The sequence below is a fragment of the Jongsikchunia kroppenstedtii DSM 45133 genome (genome assembly GCF_000380485.1).
Taxonomy (GTDB): domain Bacteria; phylum Actinomycetota; class Actinomycetes; order Mycobacteriales; family Mycobacteriaceae; genus Jongsikchunia; species Jongsikchunia kroppenstedtii.
Genome location: NZ_AQYG01000051.1, coordinates 231,908 through 258,049 on the forward strand (window position 1 = coordinate 231,908; position 26,142 = coordinate 258,049).

Annotated in this window: 25 protein-coding genes and 1 riboswitch; of the genes, 10 read left to right on the forward strand and 15 right to left on the reverse strand. The window is 65.3% G+C overall.

What is annotated here, in order from left to right:
* Positions 1-2: 2 nt before the first annotated feature.
* Genes trpS through G341_RS0119080 form a run of 4 tightly spaced genes read right to left on the reverse strand, consistent with a single transcriptional unit; the run spans position 3 to position 3,576 of the window.
* Complete coding sequence (gene trpS / locus G341_RS0119065) at positions 3-1,013, reverse strand: tryptophan--tRNA ligase (protein ID WP_018180774.1); 1,011 nt, start codon at positions 1,011-1,013, stop codon at positions 3-5.
* A gap of 42 nt (positions 1,014-1,055) precedes the next feature.
* Entirely contained in the window at positions 1,056-1,859 is an 804-nt protein-coding gene (locus G341_RS0119070; protein WP_018180775.1) for an exodeoxyribonuclease III, read from the reverse strand.
* Between the two features lie 9 nt (positions 1,860-1,868).
* Complete coding sequence (locus G341_RS23225) at positions 1,869-2,396, reverse strand: barstar family protein (RefSeq protein WP_018180776.1); 528 nt, start codon at positions 2,394-2,396, stop codon at positions 1,869-1,871.
* Complete coding sequence (locus tag G341_RS0119080; protein WP_018180777.1) at positions 2,359-3,576, reverse strand: NADP-dependent isocitrate dehydrogenase; 1,218 nt, start codon at positions 3,574-3,576, stop codon at positions 2,359-2,361. The genes G341_RS23225 and G341_RS0119080 overlap by 38 nt, the downstream gene beginning before the upstream one ends.
* 268 nt (positions 3,577-3,844) lie before the next feature.
* Positions 3,845-3,955, forward strand: a riboswitch (SAM riboswitch).
* A 43-nt stretch (positions 3,956-3,998) separates the two neighbouring features.
* Between G341_RS0119080 and G341_RS0119085 the strand changes: the two genes are divergently transcribed.
* Positions 3,999-5,324, forward strand: coding sequence for a bifunctional o-acetylhomoserine/o-acetylserine sulfhydrylase (locus tag G341_RS0119085; RefSeq protein WP_018180778.1), 1,326 nt, complete (start codon positions 3,999-4,001; stop codon positions 5,322-5,324).
* A gap of 42 nt (positions 5,325-5,366) precedes the next feature.
* The gene (gene metX / locus G341_RS0119090) at positions 5,367-6,542 is read left to right on the forward strand and encodes a homoserine O-acetyltransferase MetX (RefSeq protein WP_018180779.1); all 1,176 of its coding nucleotides are present in this window, start codon (positions 5,367-5,369) and stop codon (positions 6,540-6,542) included.
* A gap of 8 nt (positions 6,543-6,550) precedes the next feature.
* On the opposite strand, the gene G341_RS0119095 is transcribed toward metX, so the two are convergent.
* On the reverse strand, positions 6,551-6,871 hold the full coding sequence (locus tag G341_RS0119095; protein ID WP_026303896.1) for a DUF3017 domain-containing protein: 321 nt from the start codon (positions 6,869-6,871) through the stop codon (positions 6,551-6,553).
* A gap of 20 nt (positions 6,872-6,891) precedes the next feature.
* On the reverse strand, positions 6,892-7,746 hold the full coding sequence (locus G341_RS0119100; RefSeq protein WP_187329192.1) for a bifunctional methylenetetrahydrofolate dehydrogenase/methenyltetrahydrofolate cyclohydrolase: 855 nt from the start codon (positions 7,744-7,746) through the stop codon (positions 6,892-6,894).
* 387 nt (positions 7,747-8,133) lie between these two features.
* Here G341_RS0119100 and G341_RS0119105 point away from each other — a divergent pair, with 387 nt between their 5' ends.
* Together G341_RS0119105 and G341_RS0119110 are read left to right on the forward strand one after the other, a co-directional pair.
* Positions 8,134-8,598: a tRNA (cytidine(34)-2'-O)-methyltransferase gene (locus G341_RS0119105; protein WP_018180782.1), complete on the forward strand. Its 465-nt coding sequence runs from the start codon at positions 8,134-8,136 to the stop codon at positions 8,596-8,598.
* Between the two features lie 116 nt (positions 8,599-8,714).
* Complete coding sequence (locus G341_RS0119110; protein ID WP_018180783.1) at positions 8,715-10,241, forward strand: HNH endonuclease signature motif containing protein; 1,527 nt, start codon at positions 8,715-8,717, stop codon at positions 10,239-10,241.
* 8 nt (positions 10,242-10,249) lie between these two features.
* Here the strand turns inward: G341_RS0119110 and G341_RS0119115 are convergent, their stop codons facing one another.
* Positions 10,250-13,549 (reverse strand): error-prone DNA polymerase, encoded by a 3,300-nt coding sequence (locus G341_RS0119115; protein ID WP_018180784.1) that lies wholly within the window; start codon positions 13,547-13,549, stop codon positions 10,250-10,252.
* Positions 13,550-13,704: 155 nt separating this feature from the next.
* On the opposite strand from G341_RS0119115, the gene G341_RS0119125 reads away from it, so the two are divergent.
* Entirely contained in the window at positions 13,705-13,893 is a 189-nt protein-coding gene (locus tag G341_RS0119125; RefSeq protein ID WP_018180786.1) for a hypothetical protein, read from the forward strand.
* On the opposite strand, the gene G341_RS23610 is transcribed toward G341_RS0119125, so the two are convergent.
* Entirely contained in the window at positions 13,883-14,416 is a 534-nt protein-coding gene (locus G341_RS23610) for a hypothetical protein (RefSeq protein ID WP_081622633.1), read from the reverse strand. The two genes, G341_RS0119125 and G341_RS23610, sit on opposite strands and share 11 nt — an antisense overlap.
* 357 nt (positions 14,417-14,773) lie before the next feature.
* Between G341_RS23610 and G341_RS0119140 the strand changes: the two genes are divergently transcribed.
* The 4 genes from G341_RS0119140 to G341_RS0119155 are packed head-to-tail and all read left to right on the forward strand — an operon-like array spanning position 14,774 to position 18,030.
* Entirely contained in the window at positions 14,774-15,124 is a 351-nt protein-coding gene (locus G341_RS0119140) for a DUF4333 domain-containing protein (protein WP_018180789.1), read from the forward strand.
* A 40-nt stretch (positions 15,125-15,164) separates the two neighbouring features.
* The gene (locus G341_RS0119145) at positions 15,165-16,241 is read left to right on the forward strand and encodes an alanine racemase (RefSeq protein ID WP_018180790.1); all 1,077 of its coding nucleotides are present in this window, start codon (positions 15,165-15,167) and stop codon (positions 16,239-16,241) included.
* On the forward strand, positions 16,238-17,503 hold the full coding sequence (locus G341_RS0119150) for a serpin family protein (protein ID WP_155827074.1): 1,266 nt from the start codon (positions 16,238-16,240) through the stop codon (positions 17,501-17,503). Before G341_RS0119145 ends, G341_RS0119150 begins: the two co-directional genes overlap by 4 nt.
* A complete protein-coding gene (locus tag G341_RS0119155) occupies positions 17,500-18,030 on the forward strand; it encodes a DUF1697 domain-containing protein (RefSeq protein ID WP_018180792.1) in 531 nt (176 codons plus the stop codon). Before G341_RS0119150 ends, G341_RS0119155 begins: the two co-directional genes overlap by 4 nt.
* A gap of 23 nt (positions 18,031-18,053) precedes the next feature.
* Here the strand turns inward: G341_RS0119155 and G341_RS24215 are convergent, their stop codons facing one another.
* From G341_RS24215 to G341_RS0119180, 5 genes are all read right to left on the reverse strand, one after another.
* Complete coding sequence (locus G341_RS24215; protein WP_018180793.1) at positions 18,054-19,244, reverse strand: acyl-CoA dehydrogenase family protein; 1,191 nt, start codon at positions 19,242-19,244, stop codon at positions 18,054-18,056.
* Between the two features lie 60 nt (positions 19,245-19,304).
* The gene (locus G341_RS24220; RefSeq protein ID WP_018180794.1) at positions 19,305-20,924 is read right to left on the reverse strand and encodes an AMP-binding protein; all 1,620 of its coding nucleotides are present in this window, start codon (positions 20,922-20,924) and stop codon (positions 19,305-19,307) included.
* Between the two features lie 10 nt (positions 20,925-20,934).
* Positions 20,935-21,675 carry an SDR family NAD(P)-dependent oxidoreductase gene (locus tag G341_RS0119170; protein ID WP_018180795.1) on the reverse strand — a complete coding sequence of 247 codons (741 nt, stop codon included), beginning with the start codon at positions 21,673-21,675 and terminating at the stop codon, positions 20,935-20,937.
* A gap of 83 nt (positions 21,676-21,758) precedes the next feature.
* Positions 21,759-22,907 carry an acyl-CoA dehydrogenase family protein gene (locus G341_RS0119175; RefSeq protein ID WP_018180796.1) on the reverse strand — a complete coding sequence of 383 codons (1,149 nt, stop codon included), beginning with the start codon at positions 22,905-22,907 and terminating at the stop codon, positions 21,759-21,761.
* Between the two features lie 9 nt (positions 22,908-22,916).
* The gene (locus G341_RS0119180) at positions 22,917-23,714 is read right to left on the reverse strand and encodes an enoyl-CoA hydratase/isomerase family protein (RefSeq protein ID WP_018180797.1); all 798 of its coding nucleotides are present in this window, start codon (positions 23,712-23,714) and stop codon (positions 22,917-22,919) included.
* A gap of 131 nt (positions 23,715-23,845) precedes the next feature.
* Here G341_RS0119180 and G341_RS0119185 point away from each other — a divergent pair, with 131 nt between their 5' ends.
* Positions 23,846-24,511: a TetR/AcrR family transcriptional regulator gene (locus G341_RS0119185; RefSeq protein WP_018180798.1), complete on the forward strand. Its 666-nt coding sequence runs from the start codon at positions 23,846-23,848 to the stop codon at positions 24,509-24,511.
* Positions 24,512-24,623: 112 nt separating this feature from the next.
* Here the strand turns inward: G341_RS0119185 and G341_RS0119190 are convergent, their stop codons facing one another.
* Together G341_RS0119190 and G341_RS23230 are read right to left on the reverse strand one after the other, a co-directional pair.
* On the reverse strand, positions 24,624-25,475 hold the full coding sequence (locus G341_RS0119190) for a metal-dependent hydrolase (protein ID WP_026303898.1): 852 nt from the start codon (positions 25,473-25,475) through the stop codon (positions 24,624-24,626).
* A complete protein-coding gene (locus G341_RS23230) occupies positions 25,472-26,131 on the reverse strand; it encodes a TetR/AcrR family transcriptional regulator (protein ID WP_081622617.1) in 660 nt (219 codons plus the stop codon). The genes G341_RS0119190 and G341_RS23230 overlap by 4 nt, the downstream gene beginning before the upstream one ends.
* Between the last annotated feature and the right edge of the window lie 11 nt (positions 26,132-26,142).

Genomic DNA, 26,142 nt, shown 5'->3' on the forward strand with positions numbered 1-26,142 from the left:
CATTACGGCAGCGGGACGAAACCCACCTTCTCATAGACCGCATTACGCGTCGCTCCGGCAATGGCGCGTGCCTTCGCCGCACCGGCAGCCAGGATCTCGTCCAGGTGCCGCTCGTCGGACATCAGTTCATCCACCTTGGCCCGCAATGGGCCGACGAATTCGGCGAGTACCTCGGCCGTATCGACCTTGAGATGGCCGTACTGCTTGCCCTCGTAGTCGGCGACCAGCTCGTCGATCGGCTTGCCGCGCAGCGCCGACTGGATCGTCAGCAGGTTCGAGACGCCCGGCTGCTTCTCGCGGTCGAAGCGGACGACGCCGTCGTTGTCGGTGACGGCCGACTTCACCCGCTTGGCGATCACCTTCGGGTCGTCGAGCAGGTTGATCAGCCCGGCCTCGCTGTCGGCCGACTTGCTCATCTTCGACGTCGGATCCTGCAGGTCGTAGATCTTCGCGACATCGCTGACGATATGCGGCTCCGGCACCACGAAGGTCTCGCCGTAGCGAGAGTTGAATCGCTGCGCCAGGTTTCGGGTCAGCTCCAGATGCTGGCGCTGGTCCTCGCCGACCGGCACGCGGTCGGCCTGGTAGGCCAGGATGTCCGCGGCCATCAGGATCGGATAGGTGAACAGCCCGACCGACGCCGACTCGGCGCCCTGCTTGGCCGACTTGTCCTTGAACTGCGTCATCCGGCTGGCTTCGCCGAATCCGGTGATGCACGAGAGCACCCAGGTGAGCTCCGCGTTCGCCGGCACATGCGACTGCAGGTAGATCGTCGACCGCTGCGGATCGACACCGAGCGCGATCAGCTGAGCCACCGCGCGCAGCGTGCGCCGTCGCAGCTCCGCCGGATCCTGCGGCACGGTGATCGCGTGCAGGTCCGGGATGAAGTACAGCGCCTCGTAATCGTCCTGCAGGCTCACCCACTGCCGCAGCGCGCCGATGTAGTTGCCGAGGTGGAACGAATCGCTGGTCGGCTGGATTCCGGATAGGACGCGGGGCGGCTGGTTGCTCACGTGATCGATTTTCTCATCCTGCGGCAACCGAATTGATCGGGGTCAGTCCGCGTAGGTCACCGCGACCGGCGCGTGGTCGGACCACCGCAGATCGTAGGCATCGGCGCGATGTACCTGGGCGCTCTGCGCGCGGGCCGCCAAGCGCTTGTTCGCCAGCTGGTAGTCGATACGCCAGCCGGAGTCGTTGTCGAATGCCTTGCCGCGCCACGACCACCACGAGTACGGGCCCGGCTCGTCGCCGTGCAGCTCGCGATGCACGTCGCGGAGCCCGTTCGAGGTCAGGTCGGCCACCCAGGCGCGCTCCTCCGGAAGGAAGCCGGGGCTGCGCTTGTTGGTCTTCCATGCCTTCAGGTCGACCTCGTTGGGGGCGATGTTCCAGTCGCCGCCGATCGCCACGTCGCGGCGCTTCCGCGCCAAAGCCGTGATATGCGCACCGAATTCGTCCATGAACCGGAATTTCTCGTCGCGCTTCTCTCCGTCTGACGCACCCTTGGGCAGGTAGAGACTCGCCACGGTCAGGTCGCCGAAGTCGGCTTCGAGATAGCGGCCGGTGTGATCGAACTCATTGCTGCCGAATCCGATTCGCACCGCATCAGGCGCGGTCCGGGACAGCACCGCGACGCCGGCATGCCCCTTCTTCTCGGCCTCGGCGAGGGACAGATGCCAGCCCTGCTCCAACGCCGGCGCCAGCGCCTCGGTCACCTGATCGTGGCTGGCCCGGGTCTCCTGCAGCAGGACGTAGTCGGGGGCGGTGTCCGAAAGCCACGGCAGGAAACCGAGATTCGTCTCCGAGCGGTGTTTGACCGCGGCGCGAATACCGTTGACGTTGACGTTTGTGATGATCACGCGGGCAGCCTAGCCGTCGAGTGCGACAGCCGCACCCAACGCCGACCAGGCCGGCGACAACGGCTTCGTGTCGACCGCGACGATGCGGAACCGCGGCGACCAGCCGGTGGTGTAGTCCGGATCATTCCAGCGCGCCTGCGCGTACCGGATGGTGGTGAGCCAGTCGCCCAGCTGGTCGGGCTCGTCGGCCAGCACCTGCGCGGCGTCCCCGATATACGTCAGATAACCACGACGCTCGCCGAGCCACTCCAGGTCGGACAGCAGGTCGATCAGCGCGTCGGCGTTGTCGCCGGAACCCGCCGGAAAGTCGAACACCCGCGACAGTTCGAGGAAAGCCGTTGCCCGCGTACGCATTCGCGCCCCGTGCACGGTGCGGACAAGCACATTCCCGGCGGCCGCCAGCGATTCCGCCGAAACGGGCTGTGCGGCCACCGCAAACGAGTACTCGGTGCGGTCGGCGACGAAGTCCGCCTCCGGCAGACGCGTCGCGACGGCGAGGCTAGCGGCGGGCCGCTTGAAGATTCTCGTCCAGCGCATTCAGGAATTCTTCGGTGGTGAGGAACGCCTGGTCGCTGCCGACGAGCAGGGCGAGGTCCTTGGTCATCTTGCCGCTCTCGACGGTGTTGATGACGACGTCCTCGAGCTGGTGGCTGAAGTCGATCACCTCGGGGGTGTTGTCGAGCTTGCCGCGGTGCTCCAGGCCTCGGGTCCACGCGAAGATCGACGCGATCGGGTTGGTCGAGGTCGGCTTGCCCTGCTGATGCTGGCGGTAGTGCCGGGTGACGGTGCCGTGCGCGGCCTCCGCCTCGCAGATCTTGCCGTCCGGCGTCATCAGCACCGACGTCATCAGGCCGAGCGAGCCGAAGCCCTGCGCGACCGTGTCGGACTGGACGTCGCCGTCGTAGTTCTTGCAGGCCCAGACATAGCCACCCTCCCACTTAAGCGAGGAGGCGACCATGTCGTCGATCAGCCGGTGCTCGTAATGAATGCCGGCAGCGTCGAACTCGGACTTGAACTCGGTCTCGTAGACGTGCTGGAAGATGTCCTTGAACTGGCCGTCATACGCCTTGAGGATGGTGTTCTTCGTCGACAGATACACCGGGTAGTTGCGCTGCAGGCCGTAGTTGAGCGAGGCGCGCGCGAAGTCCTCGATGGACTTGTTGAAGTTGTACATCCCCATCACCACGCCACCGTCCTCCGGCAGCTTGACGACCTCGTGCTCGATCGGCTCCGAGCCGTCGTCCGGGGTGAACGTCAGGGTGACGGTGCCGCCGGTGGGCGCCTTGAAGTCGGTGGCGCGGTACTGGTCGCCGAAGGCGTGACGGCCGACGATGATCGGCTTGGTCCAGCCCGGCACCAGTCGCGGGACATTCGAGATGATGATCGGTGCACGGAAGATGGTGCCGCCGAGGATGTTTCGGATCGTGCCGTTCGGCGAACGCCACATCTTCTTCAGCCCGAACTCCTCGACGCGCGCTTCGTCCGGGGTGATGGTGGCGCACTTGACGCCGACGCCGTGCTTCTGGATCGCGTGGGCCGAGTCGATGGTCACCTGGTCATCGGTCGCATCGCGGTGCTCGATTCCCAGGTCGTAGTAGTCAAGGTTGATGTCCAAATACGGGTGGATCAGCTTCTCTTTGATGAACTGCCAGATGATCCGGGTCATCTCGTCGCCATCGAGTTCAACGACCGTGCCCTCAACCTTGATCTTGCCCATGCCGCTACGCGTCTCCTTTTGGGAAATATAACGTCCGTACGGTTACAGCCTACGCACGCGGAATTTCCCGGGCGCTGTTAGACCGACCGCATTCAGGCTAGTCCACCGGCTCAGATCACATGCGCTCGCATCACCACTGAGTGGACGTCGGATCGTCGGCAGATCGTTTCCGCGGGGAAGCACGGATCCGGGGGCCGCGCCGAGTCAGATTCGGATCGACCGAAACCGTTGTTCTTCTGAATCGGACGTTGCTATATCCTTGACCACAGGTCAAGAGTGTCAGCGCGAAGTCCCGGCTCGCTGACCGGCAACCCTCCTACCGCGGTGGGGTGCCCCGGGAGAAGACCTGGTCGCAGAAAATCTGCGGCAAGCGCGGGTCCGACGGTCGGGCCCCAGCCGACTCATAGGAGATTTGGGTAGCCATGTCTGAACCCACCAACGACGCAGTAGATCCCACCGCCAACTGGTCCTTCGAGACCAAGCAGGTGCACGTGGGTCAGTCCCCGGATTCGGAGACCTCGGCGCGAGCACTGCCGATCTACCAGACCACGTCGTACACCTTCCGCGATACACAGCACGCAGCCGATCTGTTCGGCCTCGCAGAACCGGGCAACATCTACACCCGGATCATGAACCCGACCCAGAACGCGGTCGAGGAGCGCATCGCGTCCCTCGAGGGCGGCGTCGCCGCACTGCTGGTGGCGTCGGGCCAGTCGGCGACCACGTTCGCGATTCTCAACGTGGTGGAGGCCGGTAGCCACCTGGTGACGAGCCCCCGGTTGTACGGCGGCACGTTCAACCTCTTCCACTACACGCTGCCCAAGCTGGGTATCGAGATCAGCTTCGTCGAGAACCCGGACGACCCCGAGAGCTGGCGCGCGGCTATCAAGCCGAACACGCGGGCGCTGTTCGGTGAGACGATCTCCAACCCGAACAACGAGATCCTCGACATCGCCGGCGTCGCCAAGGTGGCCCACGACAACGGGCTGCCGTTGATCGTCGACAACACCGTCGCGACGCCGTACCTGCTGAACCCGCTCGCCCACGGCGCCGACGTGGTCGTGCACTCGGCGACGAAATACCTTGGCGGACATGGGACTGCGATCGGCGGCGTGATCGTCGACGGCGGCACCTTCGACTGGCGGGTCCAGCGCGACGGCGTCGATCTGTTCCCGGGCTTCACCACTCCGGACCCCAGCTACCACGGCGCCGTGTTCGCCGACCTGGGCGCACCGGCGTACGCCCTGAAGGCGCGCGTGCAGCTGCTGCGCGATGTGGGCGCCGCGATCTCGCCGTTCAACGCCTTCCTCATCGCTCAGGGTCTGGAGACCCTGAGCCTGCGCGTCGAGCGGCATGTCGCGAACGCGCAGAAGGTGGCGAAGTTCCTCGAGGGCCATGACCAGGTCGAGTCGGTCGCCTACGCCGGACTCGAGTCCTCGCCGTACTACCAGCGCGGACAGGAGCTGGCACCCAAGGGTCAGGGCGCCATCATCGGCTTCGAGATCGCCGGCGGCGTGGACGCGGGCAAGCGGTTCGTCGATGCACTGACCCTGCACTCCCATGTCGCCAACATCGGTGACGTACGGTCACTGGTGATCCATCCGGCGTCGACGACCCATTCGCAGCTGACCCCCGAGGAGCAGCTGTCGGCCGGGGTCACGCCGGGCCTGGTGCGGCTCGCCGTCGGCATCGAGGGAATCGACGACATCGTCGCCGACCTGGAAGCAGGCTTCGCGGCAGCGAAATGAGCGCGCACGCGCCAGTGAAATAGCAAGGGGCAGCAACCGCACGTGAGTATCGACGCCACCGGCACCGGGGTGACCCGACCGGCATTTCCGCGTACCTGGGAAGACCAGCCCGACGGCACCCTGACCAAGGTGCCGGTGGGGTCGATCGAACTCGACAACGGCGGTCACATCGACGACGTCACCCTGGCGTTCCAGCGGTGGGGCCGGCTGTCCCCCAGGCGCGACAACGTCGTCCTGGTGATGCACGCGCTCACCGCCGACTCGCACGTCACCGGCAACATCGGGCCGATGGATCCCGAAGGCACGCTCGGCGATACGTCGGCCGGCTGGTGGGAGGGCATGGTCGGCAAGGGCTGTCCGCTCGACACCGACGAATGGTGCGTCATCGCGGCGAACGTCCTCGGCGGCTGCCGCGGCTCCACCGGACCGGCGACGCCGCACCCGGACGGCAAGGCCTGGGGTTCACGCTTTCCGCAGGTCACCGTGCTCGACCAGGTCCGCGCCGAGGTGGCGCTGCTCGACGCCCTCGGCATCGAGCAGGTCGCCGCGGTCCTGGGCGGTTCGATGGGCGGTGCCCGGTCGCTGGAATGGGTCATCGGCTACCCCGATCGGGTCCGTTCCGGACTGATCCTGGCGGTCGGCGCCCGCGCCACGGCCGACGAGATCGGAACGCAGTCGACCCAGGTCGCCGCGATCGCCAGCGACCCCGACTGGCAAGGCGGCGACTATTACGGCACCGGCCGGGTGCCGAACGCCGGCATGCGCATCGCCCGCCGGATCGCACATCTGACGTACCGCACCGAGCATGAGCTCGATGGACGCTTCGCGAACTCCCCTCAGGGAGAAGAGGTTCCGCTCGACGGCGGCCGTTACGCGGTGCAGAGCTACCTCGAACACCAGGCCGACAAACTGGTCAGCCGGTTCGATCCCGGTAGCTATGTGGTGCTATCGAACGTGCTCAGCCACCACGACGTCGGTCGCGGACGCGGCGGCATCGACGCCGCGCTCGCCAGCGCACGGGTGCCGGTGATCATCGGCGGCATCGACTCCGACCGCCTGTATCCCCTACGGCTACAACAGGAATTGGCCGACAAGATGCCGTCCTGCGTGGGCGGCCTGCAGGTGATGCGATCCGACGACGGTCACGACGGGTTCCTCACGGAGTTCGACGCCGTCGCCGATCTGATCAAGCAGACACTCGATCTGGCTCGGCACTAGCCGAAGGCTCAGTCGGTGCCGAGGGAGTCGATGGACGACGCCAGCCACAGGATGAGCGTCCCCGCGACCGCCATTGCGGACACATCGAAGACGCGCCCGCGCACCTGCAGCAGGCCCACCTGACTGACCGGCAGGATCGCCCGCAGCACCGCGCCGACCAGAGTGCCGATGCCGAAGACCAGGGCGCCGCGGCGCCAGCGGTCGATCACCACGAACAGGATCGCGACCAGGACGAACGCGATCACGATGAGGAACGGGATCTGCGCCATCACGACGCGCCGGCGCTGCGCACGGTGCAATCGGCGGGCACGTTTCCGTGCTCGCTGCATCTCCGCCGCCGACTTGACCATCAGTTCTGGATCAGCTGTTCCGCGCGCTCGACGATGTTGGCCATCAGGAATGCCCGGGTGAGCGGACCGACGCCGCCCGGATTCGGCGATACGTAGCCGGCGACATCCACGACGTCGGCGGCCAGGTCGCCGATCCGGCCGTCCGGCCCCTTCGACGCGCCCACGTCGACGACCGCCGCGCCCGGCTTGATCATGTCCGCGGTGATGAGTCCCGGGGTGCCGGCGGCGGCGACCACGATGTCGGCGCGGCGCGTCTCGGCCGCGAGGTCACGAGTTCCGGTGTGGCACAACGTCACCGTCGCATTCTCGGAACGACGGGTGAGCATCAGCCCGATCGGCCGGCCGATGGTGGTGCCGCGGCCGACGACCACCACGTGGGCACCGTTGAGCGGGATGTCGTAGCGGCGTAGCAGGTGAATCACGCCACGTGGCGTGCACGGCAGGGCGCCGGGGGTGCCCAGCACCAGTCGGCCGAGATTCACCGGATGCAGGCCGTCGGCGTCCTTCGCCGGATCCATCCGCTCCAGGATCGCGTTCTCGTCCAGATGCTTCGGGAGCGGGAGCTGCACGATGTAGCCCGTGCAGTCCGGGTCGGCGTTGAGCTGATCGACCACCGCTTCCAGGTCGGCCTGGGTGGCGTCGGCCGGCAGGTCGGCACGGATCGAATTGATACCGAGCTTCTCGCAGTCGCTGTGCTTGAGCCGGACATACGTCGCCGACCCTGGATCCTCGCCGACCAGCACCGTCCCCAGGCCGGGCACGACGCCGCGCTCACGCAACGCATCGACTCGCTGCTTCAAGTCGGCGAAGATGTCGTCGCGGGTGGCTTTACCGTCCAGTGTCTGCGCGCTCACGGGCCCCATTCTTTCAGGTCGTGTGCGAGAGTCGACGACCCTCTCTGCATCTCCAACTTCCCAGGGCAAATACGACACCTTCGGGCCATCGCGGATGACCGTGGGAGTTGGAGATACGCGTTCCGCGGAACGCGGGCGGCTAGCGGTTACCCGGCAGCTTGGTAAGACGCCCAACGGTGTCGTCTGAGGCTCGGCCGATTCAGCAGTTGTCGTTTCTGTCGACCGTCAGGCCTCGACAGTCTGCCGACTAGAGTTGTCGGAGCCTCCGTTGGCGGGCGGCCTACCGTTCCAACGACTCACGCCGGCCCTCCACCTCAGCGGGAGCATTGGCGATGACTGGGAGTCGTATTCGCCCGCACACTCGCATGGTGATGTACTTGCGCAGCTATGTTCAAGATCCTGTTCTATGAGCCCTGCATCCCTCCGAACACGGGCAACGCGATCCGGCTGGCCGCCAATACTGGCTGTGAGCTGCACCTGGTCGAGCCGTTGGGGTTCGAGCTGTCCGACGCGAAACTCAAGCGCGCCGGGCTCGACTATCACGACATGGCGTCGGTGACCGTCCACCCGGATCTGAATGCCGCGTGGAGCGCGCTGGCACCGCAGCGGGTCTACGCCTTCACCGCGCATGCCACGACGTCGTACGCCGGGATCGCGTATCAAGCGGGCGACGTGCTGCTGTTCGGGCCCGAACCCACCGGGCTGCCCGACGAGGTGCTCGCGGATCCGCATGTGACCGCCCAGCTGCGCATCCCGATGCTGCCCGGCCGGCGATCGCTGAACCTGGCCAACGCTGCCAGCATCACCGTGTACGAGGCCTGGCGACAGCACGACTTCGGGGGCGCGGTGTAGCCGCGCCAGGTCGAGATCCCGGCGTGTCTGCCGGGGACACGCGTGTAGTTGCATAAAATGCGTGTCAAAAGTGTTGTGGCACAAAATTTGTCGGACGCCGATGGCATTCTTTCCTCATGTCCGCCGCAGCACCTGAACTCCTCGACGCAGACCTCTCGGTCACCGAGCTGATTCACGCTGTCAGCTACACCGCACGGGTGCGCGGAGCCGCCGACTACCGATTGTTGTTCGGACTGTCCCTGATCCATGAACGCCGCGAAGATGAATACGTTGCCGAGGTCGCGGCCCTCGCCGACCGGGTCCCACCGGTCGAATCCGGCAGCATCAGCGAGTTGCGAACGCCGCGGGAGAAGTTCGGGCCCAACGGCCTGGAACGGGCCATCGGCGATGTCGGCGCCGCGCTATGCGTCACTCCACAGCGGGCCCGCTGCTTGCTCACGACCGCCCACGCCGCCCGCTATCGGCTGGCAGAGACGGCCCGCACGTTGGCTGAGGGATTCATCGACCTGGACCGAATGGTCTTGGCCGTCAAGCGCACCGACCTGGTGAACGATGAAGCTATCGACCGGCTCGATCGCGAGCTCGCGGCCCAGATCGCTCATCGCGGGCCGATGTCCACGCACCGGTTCCAGGCGCTGATCGTCAAGCTGATTCACCAGCACGATCCCGAGGCGATTCGCCGACGCACCTCCCGCACCAACGACGACCGGAACATTTCGATCCGTCCGGACCGGTTCACCACCGGTCAGGCGCGGATCTCCGGCAATCTGCCGCAGGAGCAGGCGGCACTGATCAACGCCCGCCTCGACGCGATGGCTAAAGAAGTCCACAAGGGTGATGGCCGGACGCTCACGCAGCGTCGGGCCGATGCGTACGTCGCTCTCGCGCAGGGACAGCAGCATCTCATGTGCGGCTGCATCGACTGTCAAACGGCGCGCACCGCGGAGCGCGGTGCTACTGCGGCACAACCGGTTCCCGCATCATCGGCCGGCGAGGCAGCATCTTCCGCGCAGTCGGATGCCTGCAATCACCCGACCGAGCCCCTGATGTATGTGGTGGTGAACCTGTCGACGCTGCTCGGCCTCGACAACGCTCCGGCTTACCTGGATGGACAGGGCCTCATCGACGCCGACAACGCCAGAAGGCTTGTTGCCGAAGCCAAACGGGCGTATGTGACGCCGCCGCAGGAAGATCCGGACGCTGCCGCGCAGCGATACCGGCCGTCCCGCAAACTCCGGGCGCTACTGCACGCGTCGGAGCTGTGCTGCCAATTTCCCGGCTGCAACAATCCCGTCAGCGAGGCCGACTTCGACCATCATCACGCCCACCGTGACGGCGGAAAGACCGTTCGCGGCAACATCGGTCCACTGTGCCGTTTTCACCACAGACTCAAAACGTTTGGCCATTGGCGCCAATATCAGGATCTATGGCACAAGACTGTGTTCATCAGTCCGGAGAACCTGCAATATGTCGGCAACGCTTACAGCGGCGTAGACATCTTCGACACCATCGCCGCCAACCCGCCCGACCGGCCACCGAACCATCCCAGTCGCAGCCGATTCGACCGGCATCGCGCAACCGTGCGCACCAAACAACAACAGGCACAAGAATACTGGGAACGAATGAACCCACCGCCGTTCTGATCGATGTCTCACTGCCAGTCGCGCGACCTGCTGCTCACCTTCAGGTCGAGCAGCTGCAGATGCTCGGCCACCACCGACACCGCTCCGGTGGCGTTCTGCAGCCTGCCGCGAATCACCAGGGCGCGAGCCCCGGACGCAACCTTGCGATACCTCGCCCACAGCCCCCGCGAACACACCACGTTCACCATGCCCGTCTCGTCCTCGAGATTGATGAAAGTGATGCCCGACGCCGTGGCCGGCCGCTGTCGGTGAGTCACCGCGCCGGCCACCAGTACCCGCGCTCCATCGTTCTCGTCCAAAAGCTTTCCCGCCGGCACCACGCCCATCGCATCGAGGCGGTCGCGGAGAAACTCTGTCGGATACTTCGTCGGGGTGACGCCGGTGGCCCACACATCGGCGGCCGCCTCTTCGATCCCGTCCATCCCCGGCAACATCGGTGCGGTGGAGCCCGTCTGCAACGGCAGTCGGTCGGCGCGTTCGGCCGCCGCAGCACCCGCATCCCACAGCGCCCGGTGACGATTCTTGTCGAAACACCCCAAAGCGCCTGCGGTGGCCAGCGATTCGAGCTGCTTCGCCCTCATCTCGGTACGGCGCGACAGGTCGGCAGCATCCGCGAAAGGTCCGTCGGCATCGCGGGCGGCCACGATCTTCTCCGCCAACTCCTGCCCAATGTTTCGCACCGTCGCCAGCCCCAGCCGGACCTCCATGCCCCCGTTCTCCAGATTTGCATGCGGCAGCGAGGCATTCACGTCCGGGCCGCGAACAATTACGCCATGCCGGCGGGCATCAGCGACCAATGACTGCGGCGAGTAGAACCCCATCGGCTGGGCCCGCAGCAGTGCGGCACAGAACGCGGCCGGGTGGTACAGCTTGAACCACGCCGAGTAGAAGACCAGCGACGCGAAGCTGTGCGCGTGACTCTCCGGGAACCCGAAATTGGCGAAGGCCTTGAGCTTCTCGAAGATTCGATCGGCCAGCTCTTTGTCTATTCCGTGCCGCTCATACGCGCCGTCCTGGAACAGCTTCCTCAGCTCCTCCATCCGATCCTTCGATCTCTTGGAACCCATCGCCCTCCGCAAGGCGTCGGCCTGGGGTGGCGTGAATCCAGCAACGTCTTGCGCCAGCTGCATCAACTGCTCCTGAAACAGCGGCACTCCCAGCGTCTTTTTCAGGGCACGCTTCATCGAAGAATGGTCATAGGCGACCTTTTCATCGCCACTCTTGCGACGGATGAAGGGATGCACCGAGCCGCCCTGGATGGGACCTGGACGAATAATCGCCACCTCGATCACGAGGTCGGTGAACTTGTCCGGCCGCAATCGCGGCAGCGTCCCCATCTGCGCCCGGGACTCGATCTGGAAGACGCCCACCGTGTCGGCCTTGCAGATCATGTCGTAGACCTCGGGATTCGACAGATCCAGCTTCGCCAGGTCGACGTCGATCCCCTTGTGCTCCTTCACCAGGTCGAGCATGTAGTGCAGTGCCGACAGCATGCCTAGCCCGAGCAGGTCGAACTTGACGAGGTTGATCGCCGCACAGTCGTCCTTGTCCCATTGCAGAACACTGCGATTCGGCATCCGCGCCCACTCCGTCGGGCACACCTCATCGATCGGACCGTCACAGATCACCATGCCGCCGGAGTGAATGCCGAGATGCCGCGGCAGATTGGTCAGCTGTTCCGCCAGCTCGACAACGGCCTTCGGTATGCCGTCGGTATCTGCATCGTCACCCTTGACTCCGTACCACCGACTGACCTGTTTGCTCCAAGCATCCTGCTGACCGATCGAATACCCCAGTGCCCGTGCGGCATCCCGCACCGCAGAACGCCCCCGGTAGGTGATCACATTGGCGACCTGGGCCGCATACCTGCGGCCATACTTGTTGTAGACGTGCTGAATCGCCTCCTCACGACGATCCGATTCGATGTCGACGTCGATATCCGGCGGTCCATCCCGCTCGATCGACAGAAACCGCTCGAACAGCAGATCGTTCTTGATCGGGTCCACATTGGTGATCTTGAGCGCGTAACAAACGGCCGAGTTCGCCGCGCTTCCCCGACCCTGGCACAGGATGTCGCTGTCGCGGCAGAACTTGACGATGTCATGCACGATCAGGAAGTAGCCCGGGAAATTCAGGTCCTCGATGACCTGCAGTTCATGCTCGATCTGTTCGTAGGCCTTCGCATTACCCGCCGGCGGGCCATAACGCTCGCCGGCACCCCGCATGGTCAGTTTCCGCAGCCAACTGTTCTCGTCATGATCATCCGGGACGTCGTGCGGGGGTAGCTCCGGTGCCACTAGATCCAATTCAAAAGCGAGATCCTGCGCCACATGTACGGCGTTGTCGATCGCCTCGGGATGCGCGGCAAGCAGCTTCGCCATCTCATCGCCACTGCGTAGATGCGCACCACCCAGCGGCGCCAGCCACCCCTCGATCTCGTCCATCGTCCGTCGCGCCCGGATTGCCGCCATCACCATCGCGAGCCTACGTCTCTCCGGAACTGCGAAATGCGCTCCCGTGGTTCCGATGATCGGGACCCGATGTGCTGCAGCCAGATCCGCCAATGCAGCATTGCGCTCGTCGTCGCCGGCGACAACGGGCGCAGTCAGCTCGACGGCCACATTGTCGCGCCCGAAATAATCGATCAGCCGGCCCAGCTCGTGATCGGCCGCTCTGGCGCCATCCTTGGCAAGGGCTTGACGCACAGCACCTTTGCGACATCCGGTGAGGATCATCCATTGATCACGCCCGACGTCGGCAAGCTTGTCGATGTCGTGTCGTAGCAACCCTTTCTCGCCCGCCTCCATATGCGCGGCCGAGACCTGAGCGGACAACCGCCGATATCCGTCGACGTGACGGGCAAGCACCAGCAGATGCGCGCCCTCGGGATCGGGAATTCCGGTGCGGGGAGCATCGTGCCGCAGCGTCAACTCGGAGCCATAGACCGTCGGCAGCCCCAAATCCTTTGCCGCCTGGAAGAATTGGACAACCCCGTACATGCCGTCATGGTCGGTGAGCGCCAGGGCCTTGAGATCCAGCCGGTAGGCCTCTTCAGCCATCTCGTCCGGTGACGACGCGCCGTCCAGAAAGCTATAGGAACTGTGCGCATGCAGTTCGGCATACGGCACCGTCGACGGCACCGGCTTGACATCCTTGTTCGCCCGATAGTCGCCGCGATGCCGCGTCCACGCCGGACTGTCGTTGCCATCCCCCGGCACGCCGTCGCCGGTGCGCCCACCGACCGCCGGCCGGCCAGACAAGATCCGTTCCAGTTCTCCCCACGTACGCGGCCCCGTGTTCCAGCCCATCCACCCATTGTATCGAACGTATGTTCTATGCGCGGAATTGTCATCGCGCTTCACCCCGAGGTGCCTTACGCACTTCAAAGTGCCTTCTTCACGTCGGCGGATCGCGCGCCAATCATGGGTCTGGTCAGCACAAACCAGGTGAAGAGGGATGAGCTATGAGCACCACTACCTTCCGGGCAGCCGTCGTCCGTATCCCGAGCGGGCCCGACTCGATCGAGATCATCGACGTTCCCGTCGTCCAGCCCGGCCCTGGAGAGGTTCTTGTCGCGGTCGCCGCCGCGCCGGTCAACCCCACCGACCTCGGCCGCTCCTTCCGTGCGTTCTGCGTTCAGATCACACGGTAAGCAGCGCGCCGCCCGGCGTGAGAATTCCGAAGTACTCGGGGGCAGCAGGAATCAATCCGGTCCAGCTGGGCACCCTCCCCCACACGACGAGAGCGACCGGCCCTGGTCCAGTAGGAAGCGTTGTCGCCCAATCCCAATAGTTGCCGCCAAGATCGGGGCGAGCGAGTTTGTCGGGGAATCCACTGATCCCCGATCCTCCTGTGGACAGATTCACCCAACCCACGGACAACCCCGACGCGCTCGAGTTCCATCGCTGGATCACCGTGACATTCTTTGTGTCGTGGTTGATCACGGCATCAACGGTGCTGCCGGGGAAACCACCGTTCGGATGAGTGATATTGACGACCTGCCCGGTGGCTGCCGGTGTCGCGCGGAGCGTCTGCGACGCCACGCCGGCCGGTACTCCGGCCGCAACGAGTGCCGCCTCGACATCAGGTTTAGGCGCTGCCTGCGCGGTCCCCGCCCCTACGAAGCAGCCGAGCATCATGCCCACCAGCGCGATCAATATTCCGAATTTCCGCATAACCACCATGGTGCAGGCAACCGCATCCACAGGAGACCCACAGACAAGAAGGATGCCAATTTGTTTTCCAAGCCTTACTAATCTGTTGCCGCCACGGCCCGCTCGCTCCAGTCGACTAATGCCATGCACACAACGCCACGATGTTCGACCGACATGGCACGTCGGAAACTGCTCGGAAACTGCACGGTGACCGCGATCGCCAACGCCCGGCGCCAAGTGGATCTGGGCGCCATGACGCCAGCACAGCGCGCGGAGCGTCAGCCGAACGGCTGAACTTTCGCCAATCCGCCGATACCGGCGAATTCGCCATTAAAGTGAGCACTCGATTCAACGGACCTATTCGAAGGGACCATCCCGATGGCCACCTGGCAGCCCACTCGTGCAGTGGCACTCCGTATCGCAACACTCGCGCTCGCCGGTGGCGTCGCGGTCGGCCTCGCCGGCTGTTCGACCGAGAGCAAGGTCGAGGTGACCAAGACCAACCTGGCTAATACCCTGAAGACACAGATAAATCAGAACGGCACAGCGGCCAACCAGGTGAAATGCAAGGACGCGCTGGACGGCAAGGTCGGCGCCACCCAAGTGTGCGCGGTCAAGGTAAACGGACAGTGGTACACCGCAAACATCACCGCGACATCCATCGACGGCAAAGAAGTGAACTTCAACTACAAGGTCGACCCGCAGCCGACGACCGCGCCGACGTACTGACGCCGTCCCTCACCCACGTGCAGGCGACTAGTTTGATCGGGTGACCCTTCGCCCGCTCGACGCCATCGACACGCCATTTCTGTGCGTCGATCCGGCGATCCTCGACCGCAATATCGCGAAGCGGGCGGAACATGCTCGCTCCACCGGCCTCGCGTTGCGGCCGCACGCGAAGACGCACAAGTGCCTGGAGATCGCGCGACGCCAGATCGACAGTGGCGCAACCGGACTCACCGTCGCCACGATCGGCGAGGCGGAGGTGTTCGGCGACGCCGGCTTCGACGACCTGTTCATCGCGTACCCGCTGTGGCTCACCGACTCCAAGTCACGGCGGCTGCGGTCGATCGCCGACCGCGCCCGGCTGACGCTCGCGATCGATTCGGTCGACGGCGCCCGGCGCCTGTTCGACGGACTCGGCGCCGCCGCGAGTGCGGTCGACGTGCTCGTCGAAATCGATTCCGGACATCATCGGACCGGCGTCGCCCCGGCCGATGCCGGACCGGTGGCCCGCGCCGCCGCCGATGCCGGACTGCGGGTCACCGGCGTCTTCACCTTCCCGGGCCACGGCTACTCCCCCGGCGATCGTGTCGCCGCCGCGATTGGCGAGAGCACGGCGATCGCGTGCGCGACCGACGAATTACGCAGCGTAGGAATCGAACCCGTCGTCCGCAGCGGCGGATCGACGCCCACGGTGGCCGCCGCGGACGCCGGCGTGCTCACCGAGATCCGGCCCGGCGTCTACCCGTTCAACGATGCCCAGCAGATCGAGTTGGGCAGTTGCGACTTCGATGACGTCGCCCTGACCGCGATCGGCACCGTGGTCCATCGCCGGGACAGGGTCGCGATCCTCGACGCCGGCAGCAAGATCCTCGGTGCCGACAAGGCTGCCTGGGCAACTGGGTTCGGCCGGATCGCCAACGATCCGCACGCCCGAGTGACCGCCCTCTCCGAGCATCATGCGACCGTCGAGTTCGCCGGCTCGGCACCGGATCTGGGCACGCGCGTCTGCGTCATTCCGAATCATGTCTGCAACGCCGTCAACCTGGTCGACGAGTTGGTCGTGGATGCCGACGATGGCCCCGTCAGGTGGACGGTCGCGGCCCGGGGAGCGAACGCATGACGGTCCGGCGATGGGGGATCGTCGCGATGGCACTGCTGTTGCTGGCGGGATGCTCCACGTCGACCTCGACCCCGACGTCGGTGGCCCTCAGCAAGGCGCCGAAGGTTCAGTTCGACGAGGTCGGCATCGACCAGGTGCGCGACGGAGTTCCGGCGGTGGTGGCCGCGACGACCCGGCTGGGTCTGGCCCTCGCCCCGGACGCTGCGGCATCGAATGCGCTTGTCGCACCGTGGAGTACGGCGACGCTGCTGGCGATGCTCCGAACCGGCGCGAGCGGCGTGACCGCTGCCCAGCTGGATCGGCTGCTCGGCGGCGCTTCGACGGAGACGGTGACGGCATTGATCGGCCAGGTCCAGCAGGTCGACGGCGACCCGGGGACGGTCACCGTCGATGCCCCACCGCAGACCCCGGTGTACCACCAGGGTGTCGGGCTCTTCATTCGCAAGTCCATTCCGGTCGAACAGGACTTCCTGCGTCATCTCGGCACCGACTTCGGGACCGGCTACTACCCCGTCGACTTCTCCGGAAACGACCCCCTGGCCGGAGTCAGCGAATGGCTGTCGGTCAACACCGGATCGGATTCCGCGCGGGCCCCGGCCGACATCGCGGCGCCGACGAGTTCGATGACGGCGATGACCAGCGCTTTCCTCTCCGCGGCATGGGCCAGTCCGTTCGCCGACCAATCCACGGGGACCGGGGCTTTCACCACCGGCGACGGCGCGGCGCTGACCGTGCCGTTCATGTCCGGCATGCCGGCGGCGCAGTCGGCCCGCGGCGCGGGCTGGGCGGCGGTACGGCTACCGTTCGGCCCCGGCCTCGCGATGAACATCCTGCTGCCCGACCCGGCCGTACCCGCGTCGGCCATCACCTCCGACGCACTGCTCGACGCCGACGCGGCGCTGCGATCGGCGCCCAGCCAGTCCACCCCGGTCACCCTGCCGCGCTGGAGCTTTCACGGGTCGGCCGATATCGCCGGCGCCCTCGCCCGGCTGGGTGCGACTGCTGCGGTGTCGCAGTCGGCCGACTTCGCCGCGATCGGCCCGGGTGCCCATCTGTCCGCAGCCGTCGCCCGGAGCGCGATCACGATCGGCGAACGCGGGACCGTGGCAGCGTCCACCGATTCGCGGGCGATCGCCCCGCTGCCGCCGTCACCGGCTAACGGATTCGTGGCCGATCGGCCGTTCGTCTACGAGATAGTCGACACCGCAACAGGTTTACCGTTGTACTACGGCAGAGTGTCGAACCCAGGAGTGGAGCAATGACCCGATACGTAGGACTGCTGCGCGGCATCAACGTCGGCGGTGTCCGCATCAAGATGGCCGACCTGCGCGACTCGATGACCGCGCTCGGCTACTCCGATGTGAAGACCGTGCTGGCGAGCGGCAACATCGTCTTCGAGTCCCGCAAGAAGGCCGCGACAGTGACAACCGAGCTCGAATCCGCGCTCGGCGAGCGATTCGGTTACGGGGCACGAGTTCTGATCGTCACCACCGAACAGTTGCAGTCGGTCGTCGACGCCTATCCGTTCGCCGCGCGCGACGGCTGGCATTCGTACGTCATCTTCTGTTCCGAGGACGCGTTGGTGGGCCAACTGCTCGACAAGGGCGACGACCTGGACCCGACGCAGGAGCAGATCGCCGGGGGTGACTCGGTGGTGTACTGGCAAGTGGAGCGCGGTCAGACGCTCGACAGCGGCTTCGGCAAGGCGACGGGCAAGGTGATCCCGAAGCGACCCGACAGCCCGTTCGTCACCAACCGGAACCTGAACACGCTGCACAAGCTGCTCTGAGCCGGCAGACCGTGACGAACCGTTCAGCGATACGCCGAGTGGCCGGTCAGCGCCTGGCCGATGACGAGCTGATGCACCTCGCTGGTGCCCTCGTAGGTCAGCACTGATTCAAGGTTGTTGGCGTGCCGTAGGATCGGGAATTCCAAGGTGATGCCGGCCGCGCCGAGAATCGTTCGGCACTCGCGGGCAATGGCGATGGACTCACGAACGTTGTTGAGCTTGCCGAGCGAGATCTGCTCCGGACGCAACTGGTGCTCGTCCTTGAGGCGCCCGAGTTGGAGCGCCAGAAGCATGCCCTTGCCGAGTTCGAGACTCATGTCCGCGAGCTTGGCCTGTGTCAGTTGGTACGACGAGAGCGGCTTGTCGAAGATCTCCCGGTCGCCCGCGTAGGCAAGGGCGGTCTCGAGGCAGTCACGTGCGGCGCCAAGCGAGCCGAAGACGATCCCGAAGCGGGCCTCGTTGAGACACGACAGGGGCCCCTTCAGGCCACGCACGTCGGGGAAGACCGACGATGCCGGCAGCCGAACGTTATCGAGAACCAGTTCGGAGGTGACCGAAGCACGCAGGGACAGTTTGTGTTTGATCGCAGGCGCCGAGAAGCCCGGCGTGCTGGTCGGCACGACGAAGCCGCGTACGCCGCTGCCCGGCCGCGACGGATCGCCCTCATCGGTCTGCGCCCAGACCACGGCCACGTCGGCGACGGAGCCGTTGGTGATCCACATCTTGTTGCCCGAGAGGACCCAATCGTCACCGTCCCGGCGAGCCCGCGTGCGCATACCGGCCGGGTTGGAACCGAAGTCGGGTTCGGTCAGTCCGAAACAACCGATGGCCCCACCCGTCACCATCTGCGGCAGCCACTCGGTCTTCTGCTCCTCGCTTCCCCATTTCCAGATGGCGAACATCGCCAGCGATCCCTGGACCGAAACCAGCGAGCGTAACCCCGAGTCGCCGGCCTCCAACTCCAGACATGCCAGCCCGTACGCGGTCGCCGACGTGCCGGCGCAGCCATAGCCGTCCAGGTGCATGCCGAGCACCCCGAGGCTGCCGAGCTCCTTGGCAAGTTCCTTCGCCGGGATCTGTCCGGATTCGTACCAGTCGGCGATCTGCGGCTTGACCGATTTCTCGACGTACGCCCGGACGGTGTCGCGGATGTCGCGGTCCTCATCGCCGATGAGGTCGTCAATGGAAAAGAGTTCGAGCGGGGTCTGTGACATGTCGGGGTCCTAACGGAGATAGCGAACGGAGTGCCGGACGCATGCGCCGGCTGGGTGCGGTCACAACGAAACCTGCTGGCGCAGCTGGAATTTCTGAACCTTGCCGCTGGGGGTCGTCGGGAAGGAGTCGAACACGACGAGCTTTTCGGGCCAGTACTGTTTGGCAACGCCCTTGGCGGATAGGAACTCCTGCATCTGCTCGAGGTCGAGCCTGCTACCGGCTGTCAGCACCACACACGCGCATGCGCGCTCCTGCAGCCTGGGATCCGGTACCGCCACGACCGCGACCGCATCGATGTCGCGATGCTCGTAGAGGACGTTCTCGATGTAGGCGACCGGGATGTTCTCGCCACCGCGGATGATGACGTCCTTGGTTCGCCCCGAGATGCGCAGGTAGCCCTCCTCGTCGAGGAACGCGAGGTCACCTGTGTCGAACCAGTCGCCCCGGTCATCGTCGGACGCCACCATCTGCCGACGTGCCAACTCGAGCCGCTCGGCGTATCCGACGAAGACGAATGGGCCGCGCACCTGAAGAGCACCCTCGGCGCCGGGGCTCTGCTCGACGCCGTTCGCGTCGACGACCCGGATGTCCATGCCGGGCCACGGATATCCGTCGGTGTCGACGATCTTGTCTTCCGGATCGCCCGGGATGCCGATGGTGACGAGGCCTTCCTCGGTCTGTCCCCAACCGCCGACGACGACGAGACGGGGCAGCTTCTCGGTGGCCTCTCGCACCATGGCCCGCGGGATCGGAGCGCCCATGCAGCAGAAGCGGATCAGCGACGTGGTGTCGTGCTCCGCGAGACCCGGTGCAGCGACCAGGTCGTGCAGGAACGGGGTTGCCGCCGAGGTGTAGGTGATGCCATATCGTTCGACCAGTTCCACGAACGTGGACGCGTCCCAAATGTCTTGCAGCACACAGGTGGCACCGTTCTGGATGCCCAGCCGGGCGCCGTACAGGAATCCGGTGAGATGCGCCAGAGTCGAGGCCATGTGCAGCACGCTGCCGGGACCGATGCCGAGTCGTTCGGGCAACGGATCATTGGCCGCGACCATCGTGTTGTGGGTGTGCAGGACCCCCTTGGGCTCCCCGGTGGTGCCCGAGGTGAAGACCAGCAGCGTGACATCGTTGGGTTCGGGCCGCAGACTCGGGAGTACGGCCGGGTCGACCGCCTCGCCGGCCGTCAGGAGGTCATCCCAGGACCGCTCGCCCACGACCACGACCTCGGGCGCGACGTCCCAGTCGGGAGCCAGGCCATCTAGCATCGGCGGATACTCGAACCCACGGAACTCCCGCGGGACCACGATCAGCTTCGGTGCGGCGAGGCCGACCATGAATCCGACCTCGCGCTCACGGTAGATCGGGATCAACGGGTTGCTGATGGCGCCGATCTGGGTGGCTGCGTAGTGCACGACGATCCACTCGATCCAGTTGGGGATCTGGAACGACACCACGTCTCCGGAGCGGATCCCCTTCACGTACAGGCCCCGAGCGAAGGCATCGACCTCGCTCTTCAGCTCGGCGAACGTGACCTGGCGGCGGCTGTCTATGAAGGCGACCTTGTCCGGGGTCGCCGCGGCGTACTCATCGAGAAAGTCGGTGATCACCTTGCCGCGCCAGTGGCCGGCATCGGTCTCCCGGGCGATCCGCTCGGGCGTGAGAAGTGTTTCGAAGGACACCGGAGACTCCCTAGCTCATCGTGAGGCCGCCACTGACGCTGACGGTCTGGCCGGTGATGAACGCGGCTTCGTCCGAAGCCAGGAACGCGACTGCGTTGGCGAGATCCTCGGGCTGCCCGAGACGCCGCAACGGGATCGCACGCTTGAGTGCTTCGCGCAGCTTCTCCCCGCCGATGGACGCGAACAGCGCGGTGTCGGTCGGCCCGGGTGACACGCAGTTGGCCGTGATCCCCGCCCGCGCCATTTCTCGCGCAATCGTCTTGGTGAAGGCGATGACACCGCCCTTTGCTGCGGAGTAGACCGCCTCACCACTCGAGCCGACGCGTCCGGAGTCGGAGCCGATGTTCACGATCCGCCCGTAGCCCTGTGCCGCCATGATCGGCAGTACCTTGTGGCAGGTGTGGAGCTGGCCGTAGAGGTTGATCTGGAAGATCCGGTCCCAAGTTGCAGGTTCCGAGTCGACGAACGGTTCGGCCTTGTCCCAGCCCGCGTTGTTGACCAGTACGTCGACCCGCCCGAACTGCGCGACGACCTTGTCGATCATTGCATCGACCGATTCGCGGTCGGCGACGTCGGTGCGTAGACCGATCGCGCCGCTGCCCAGCTTCTGCGCCGTCGCGGCTGCGGTGTCCTCATTGATGTCGGTGACGACGACGGCGGCGCCGTCCGCGGCCAGCTTGGTGGCGATCGCCGCACCGATACCCTGGCCGGCTCCGGTGACGATCGCGATCTTGTTGTCGAGCTTTCCCATACTGTGACTCCTTGCTAGGCGGTGGGATTCGTTGCGAAGTTGTGGCGGATCACGGGTTGCAGGTGGACCACGTTGCAGGGGGACTACGGGGCGTACGCGCGGCCGAGGATGTTGCGAGCGATGACGAGCTTGGAGACCTGCGCGGTACCGTCGCCGATCTCGAGACCGATGACGTCACGCAGCCGCTGCCCCACCTTGTGCTCGGTCGAGTAACCGATGTGTCCGAGAGTGAGCAGGCACTGATGGATCACATCGGTGGCGAGCTTCGGCGCCCAGAACTTGGCCATCGCCGCCTCGGCGCTGTGTTCGAGTCCGATATCCTTGCGCCACAACGCCTCATAGCAGACGTGACGAGCCCCGGCGATATACGTCGCGCATTCGGCCAGCGGGAATGCGACCCCTTGGAAGGTGCCGATGGGTTTGCCGAACGCTTCACGATCGCGCGACCACTGCAACGCCTCGTCGAGGCTCTGCTGCGCCGCGCCGAGGCAGAGTAGACCGATGATGGCGCGGGAGTAGTCGAAACCCTGCATGACGGAGACGAACCCGCCGCCCTCATCGCCGACCATGTCCGCGCGGGTCACGCGCACGTCGTCGAAATGGATCGAGGCCCGGCCGATCGCCCGGCTGCCGAGGTCGTCGAAGGCGCCCCGTGAGATGCCCGGGTCGTCCATGTCCACCCAGAAGGCACTGACGCCACGAGCGCCCGGGCCGCCTGTGCGGGCAAGAACGACGGCGCGGTCGGCCGCCATGCCGAGGGTGATCGACGTCTTCTCCCCACTGAGCCGCCACGCGTCCTCTCCGTCGGGAATCGCGTTGAGGGACAGGCTTGCTGCGTCTGTCCCGGCACCGGGTTCGGTGATCATGATGCACGGCACCGTCTCACCCGATGCGATACCCGGCAGCCAATCGGCCCTCTGCTCGGCGGTGCAGTTGCGGACCAGGATGTCGCTGATCAATGCGGTGTTGATGATCAGGTACCCCGCATTGAAATCTGCACGACCGACTTCCTCCGCGGCGATTCCCGCGATCACGGCCGTCGCATCCTGGCCCCCGTACGCCTCGGGAATGCGTAGTCCGGTCAGACCCATCTGCGCCATGTCGATCGCCTGCTGCCGCCGGAACTGTGCGGCCTTGTCATCCGATTGATAGTGCGGGGCAAGAACTTTGTCGGTCCACCGCCGGAGCTCGGTCCGGAAGGCCTCTTCGTCCTCGTCGAATCCGTAGTGCACGACCCCTCCTCAGCGGGCGGAGGGAAAGATCGGGTCGCGCTTCTCGCGCAGCGCGGTGTAACCCTCGACCACGTCGGGAGCCATGAAACAGAGCATCTCGTAGGCGGCCGACTGGTCGAAGATCGGCGCCGCCTGCCGGACCCAGCTGTTGAGTGTGCGTTTGGTGTAGCGGATGGCCTGCTGCGCTCCGGTCGCCATCACCTGCGCCACGCGCATCGCCTCGTCGAGAACCTCCTCGCGGGGTAATGCCTTGCTGACGAGGCCGATTCGCTCGGCTTCGGCGCCGGTGAGCATCTCGCCGGTCATCAGGTAGTAGCGCGACTTCGCCATGCCGCACAGCAGCGGCCAGATGATGGCGGCGTGGTCCCCGGCGGCGACGCCGAGTTTGACATGCCCGTCCCCGAGTTTCGCGTCCTCCGCCATGATCGAAATGTCGGACAGGATGCCGACCACGGTGCCGGCACCGACCGACACCCCGTTGATCGCCGACACGATCGGCTTCTCGCAGTTGACGATGTTGTAGACCATGTCGCTCATTTCGCGAAGCATGTGATCGACCCGCTCGTGGTCACCCGCGAGCCGCTCCACCATGGAAAGGTCACCGCCCGCACTGAATGCCTTACCGGCACCGGTGATCACCGCCACCCGGGTCGCCGGGTCGTCGGAGACGTCGCGGAACACCTTCGCCAGCTCGCCATGCATCTGCTCATCCGTGGCGTTGTATTTCTCCGGCCGATTCATCGTGATCAGCAGGACACCGTTCTCCTGCCGGGTGAAGGTCAGTTGTTCGTAGTCGTCAAAGTTCACGGCACCCTCGCATTGTTAGTGAATATTAGTTCATCTACGATGAACATAGATTCACTCAGAGATGCTGTCAACGGCTCCGGCCGGAAATTTCTCATCTACGATGAACGTCGATTCACTCCCGTGGAGGTGCCATGCCCGACGTCGCTACCGACGACCCGCAGCAGATCGCTCGTCGCACCCTGGCCGAACACCGCTCGCGCCAACTCCTCGATGCGGCAGCACGATTGATGGAGCGCGACGGATCAGAATCCGTCTCGATGCAGGCACTGGCGGCAGAGGCCGGCGTCAGCGTTGGCTTGATCTACCGCTACTTCGGCAGCAAGGACGAGATACTGCTGGCGGTCATCACTCAAGTCCTCGACGCCTTCGCCCGGGAGGTCCCGGCCGCGATCGAGCAGGCAGGCGACGACCCGGTGTTCCGACTGGCCGCGGCGTTCGCGGCGTACTGCCGGGTGATCAACGAGCACCGGCACGCGGCGGTGCTCACCTACCGCGAGTCCAACTCCCTCGATGCCGCCGGCCGCCAGCGGATCAAACAGCTCGAGATCGAAACAAGCCAACCGCTGCGCGACACGCTTCGGCAGGGTGTCGAGGCCGGAAAGTTCATCGCAGACGATTCCGACCTGGTCGCCTACAACCTGCTGCTCCTCGCTCACGCGTGGGCTCTCAAGCACTGGTACTTCGAGCGAACCATGGCGCTCGACGACTACATCCGCGCGCAGCTGGCGCTCACACTTCGGGCAATCCTCGTCGCACCCACGGCCGCCGGCGACTACGCCGAGCTGCTCGAGAAATGATCCCGCCCGCGCGCTGAGGGCCTACGGCCGATAGGGCGTCGCCCGCGGAACCCACGCACGAAGACCGCACTGCGCCTGAGGCTTTGGCGTCGCACCGCGGGCGTATGCATCGCTACCGTCGCATATTGGCAGCGAGTTGGCCGGTCTCACCGAACAACTCGGGCTGCCACCGATTCAGCAGGTCCGTGTTGTCGACGTCGTTCGGATGGAATCCGACGGTGAAGTACTGGCGGATTCGCCGGCGCACCGCCGGTTTCACGAACGGCGAACGGCGCAGGCTCCAGACGCTGCGAGCAAGACGCACCGGGTTGTAGGCGGCCCGGTCTCTGAACAAGGACAGCGCAGTGGATATGACGACGCTGCCCGCAAAAGTGGATGACACCAGACGCATGGTCCAGATGCGGCGACGCTCACTACCGCCGACTGCCCGGTAGACATCGAAGGCGACGGCGCGGTGCTCGGATTCTTCATACGCGTGCCACAACAACATCTTCCGCACCTCGGTGGCGCCGAGCAGGGCCTGCGCATCCTCGTCACCAAGCAGGGATTCCGCGAGGACCGCCGTGAAATGCTCCAGCGCCGCGGTCATCGCCAGGCATGTCAGTGGGGAGAATGTTCGTTCGTCCCAGCGCAGCGCCATCCTGGTGAGTCGTTCGTTGAGCCTGGTGGGATAACCCATCTGCTGCAACCGCGCATTGAGCGCGGTGTGCTCGCGACCGTGGGTGACTTCCTGGCCGACAAATCCCTTGACCTGTTCCTTCAGAACGGGATCGGTGATCTGATCCGCGTAGTGACGCACGGACCGTACGAAGAAGTCCTCGCCTTCGGGAAAGGTCGAAGACAGATATGCGACAAGGTGACTCATCACCAGGTCGCCCTGGACGTAATGACGGTCGAGACCACCTTCCGGATAGTCGAAATGGATGCGGCGGGCCCGCACGGCGCGTGTATGGGTGTCAGTCATGCCTTTCTCCGATCGTCGGCTCCAGTTGGAACAGCCTCCAGTTGGAACAGCATTGTGGTGAAGAGGGCACGCACTTCGGCGATCTTGTCGCGCTGCCCCTCCTGGGTGGTGTCGTACAGACCAAGCCCGTCGTAGAGCGCCGTGATGGTACGGAGCAACACATCCATGAACGGCGCCGCCGCGTCGGTGAAGTACTCGGCGCCCGCCTTACGAAGAATGGCGATGTATGCGTCGTCCCAGGTCGACATCAAGGCTCGCAGCTCCGGGTCATGCCGGGCTGCGATCGAAAGCTCCATCAAGGCACGGCATTCGGGCTGTTCGTAGTACGACCACAGGATGTCCAATGCCATCTGCGGAGTGCGCTGGTGCGGATCGAGTTCGGCCATACGCGTCTCGAAATCCGCCGCGCGCTTGGCGACCAGGTGGCCGGCAGCCGCATTCACCAACGCCGCTTTGGTGGGGAAATGATGAGCGAGAGCGCCGCGGGATACACCGGCTCGTCGCACGACATCGTTGGTCGACGTAGCGGCGTAGCCCTTGTCGACAATGCATCCCAGAGTGGCCTCCAACAAGCGCTTGCGCATCGCCTCGACCCGCTCGGCACGAGGGATACGAACCGGTTCATCTGATTGCTGAGGGCGACCTCTTGCGGCCATGTCTGGACTCT

Excerpts from the sequence above, each read along its gene's own strand:
- G341_RS23225 (WP_018180776.1), bottom strand. The coding sequence starts at position 2,396 with ATGCGCTGGACGAGAATCTTCAAGCGGCCCGCCGCTAGCCTCGCCGTC.
- G341_RS0119080 (WP_018180777.1), bottom strand. The coding sequence starts at position 3,576 with ATGGGCAAGATCAAGGTTGAGGGCACGGTCGTTGAACTCGATGGCGAC.
- G341_RS0119085 (WP_018180778.1), top strand. The coding sequence starts at position 3,999 with ATGTCTGAACCCACCAACGACGCAGTAGATCCCACCGCCAACTGGTCC.
- G341_RS0119095 (WP_026303896.1), bottom strand. The coding sequence starts at position 6,871 with ATGCAGCGAGCACGGAAACGTGCCCGCCGATTGCACCGTGCGCAGCGC.
- G341_RS0119105 (WP_018180782.1), top strand. The coding sequence starts at position 8,134 with ATGTTCAAGATCCTGTTCTATGAGCCCTGCATCCCTCCGAACACGGGC.
- G341_RS0119110 (WP_018180783.1), top strand. The coding sequence starts at position 8,715 with ATGTCCGCCGCAGCACCTGAACTCCTCGACGCAGACCTCTCGGTCACC.
- G341_RS0119115 (WP_018180784.1), bottom strand. The coding sequence starts at position 13,549 with ATGGGCTGGAACACGGGGCCGCGTACGTGGGGAGAACTGGAACGGATC.
- G341_RS0119125 (WP_018180786.1), top strand. The coding sequence starts at position 13,705 with ATGAGCACCACTACCTTCCGGGCAGCCGTCGTCCGTATCCCGAGCGGG.
- G341_RS23610 (WP_081622633.1), bottom strand. The coding sequence starts at position 14,416 with ATGCGGAAATTCGGAATATTGATCGCGCTGGTGGGCATGATGCTCGGC.
- G341_RS0119140 (WP_018180789.1), top strand. The coding sequence starts at position 14,774 with ATGGCCACCTGGCAGCCCACTCGTGCAGTGGCACTCCGTATCGCAACA.
- G341_RS0119150 (WP_155827074.1), top strand. The coding sequence starts at position 16,238 with ATGACGGTCCGGCGATGGGGGATCGTCGCGATGGCACTGCTGTTGCTG.
- G341_RS0119155 (WP_018180792.1), top strand. The coding sequence starts at position 17,500 with ATGACCCGATACGTAGGACTGCTGCGCGGCATCAACGTCGGCGGTGTC.
- G341_RS24215 (WP_018180793.1), bottom strand. The coding sequence starts at position 19,244 with ATGTCACAGACCCCGCTCGAACTCTTTTCCATTGACGACCTCATCGGC.
- G341_RS0119170 (WP_018180795.1), bottom strand. The coding sequence starts at position 21,675 with ATGGGAAAGCTCGACAACAAGATCGCGATCGTCACCGGAGCCGGCCAG.
- G341_RS0119185 (WP_018180798.1), top strand. The coding sequence starts at position 23,846 with ATGCCCGACGTCGCTACCGACGACCCGCAGCAGATCGCTCGTCGCACC.
- G341_RS0119190 (WP_026303898.1), bottom strand. The coding sequence starts at position 25,475 with ATGACTGACACCCATACACGCGCCGTGCGGGCCCGCCGCATCCATTTC.
- G341_RS23230 (WP_081622617.1), bottom strand. The coding sequence starts at position 26,131 with ATGGCCGCAAGAGGTCGCCCTCAGCAATCAGATGAACCGGTTCGTATC.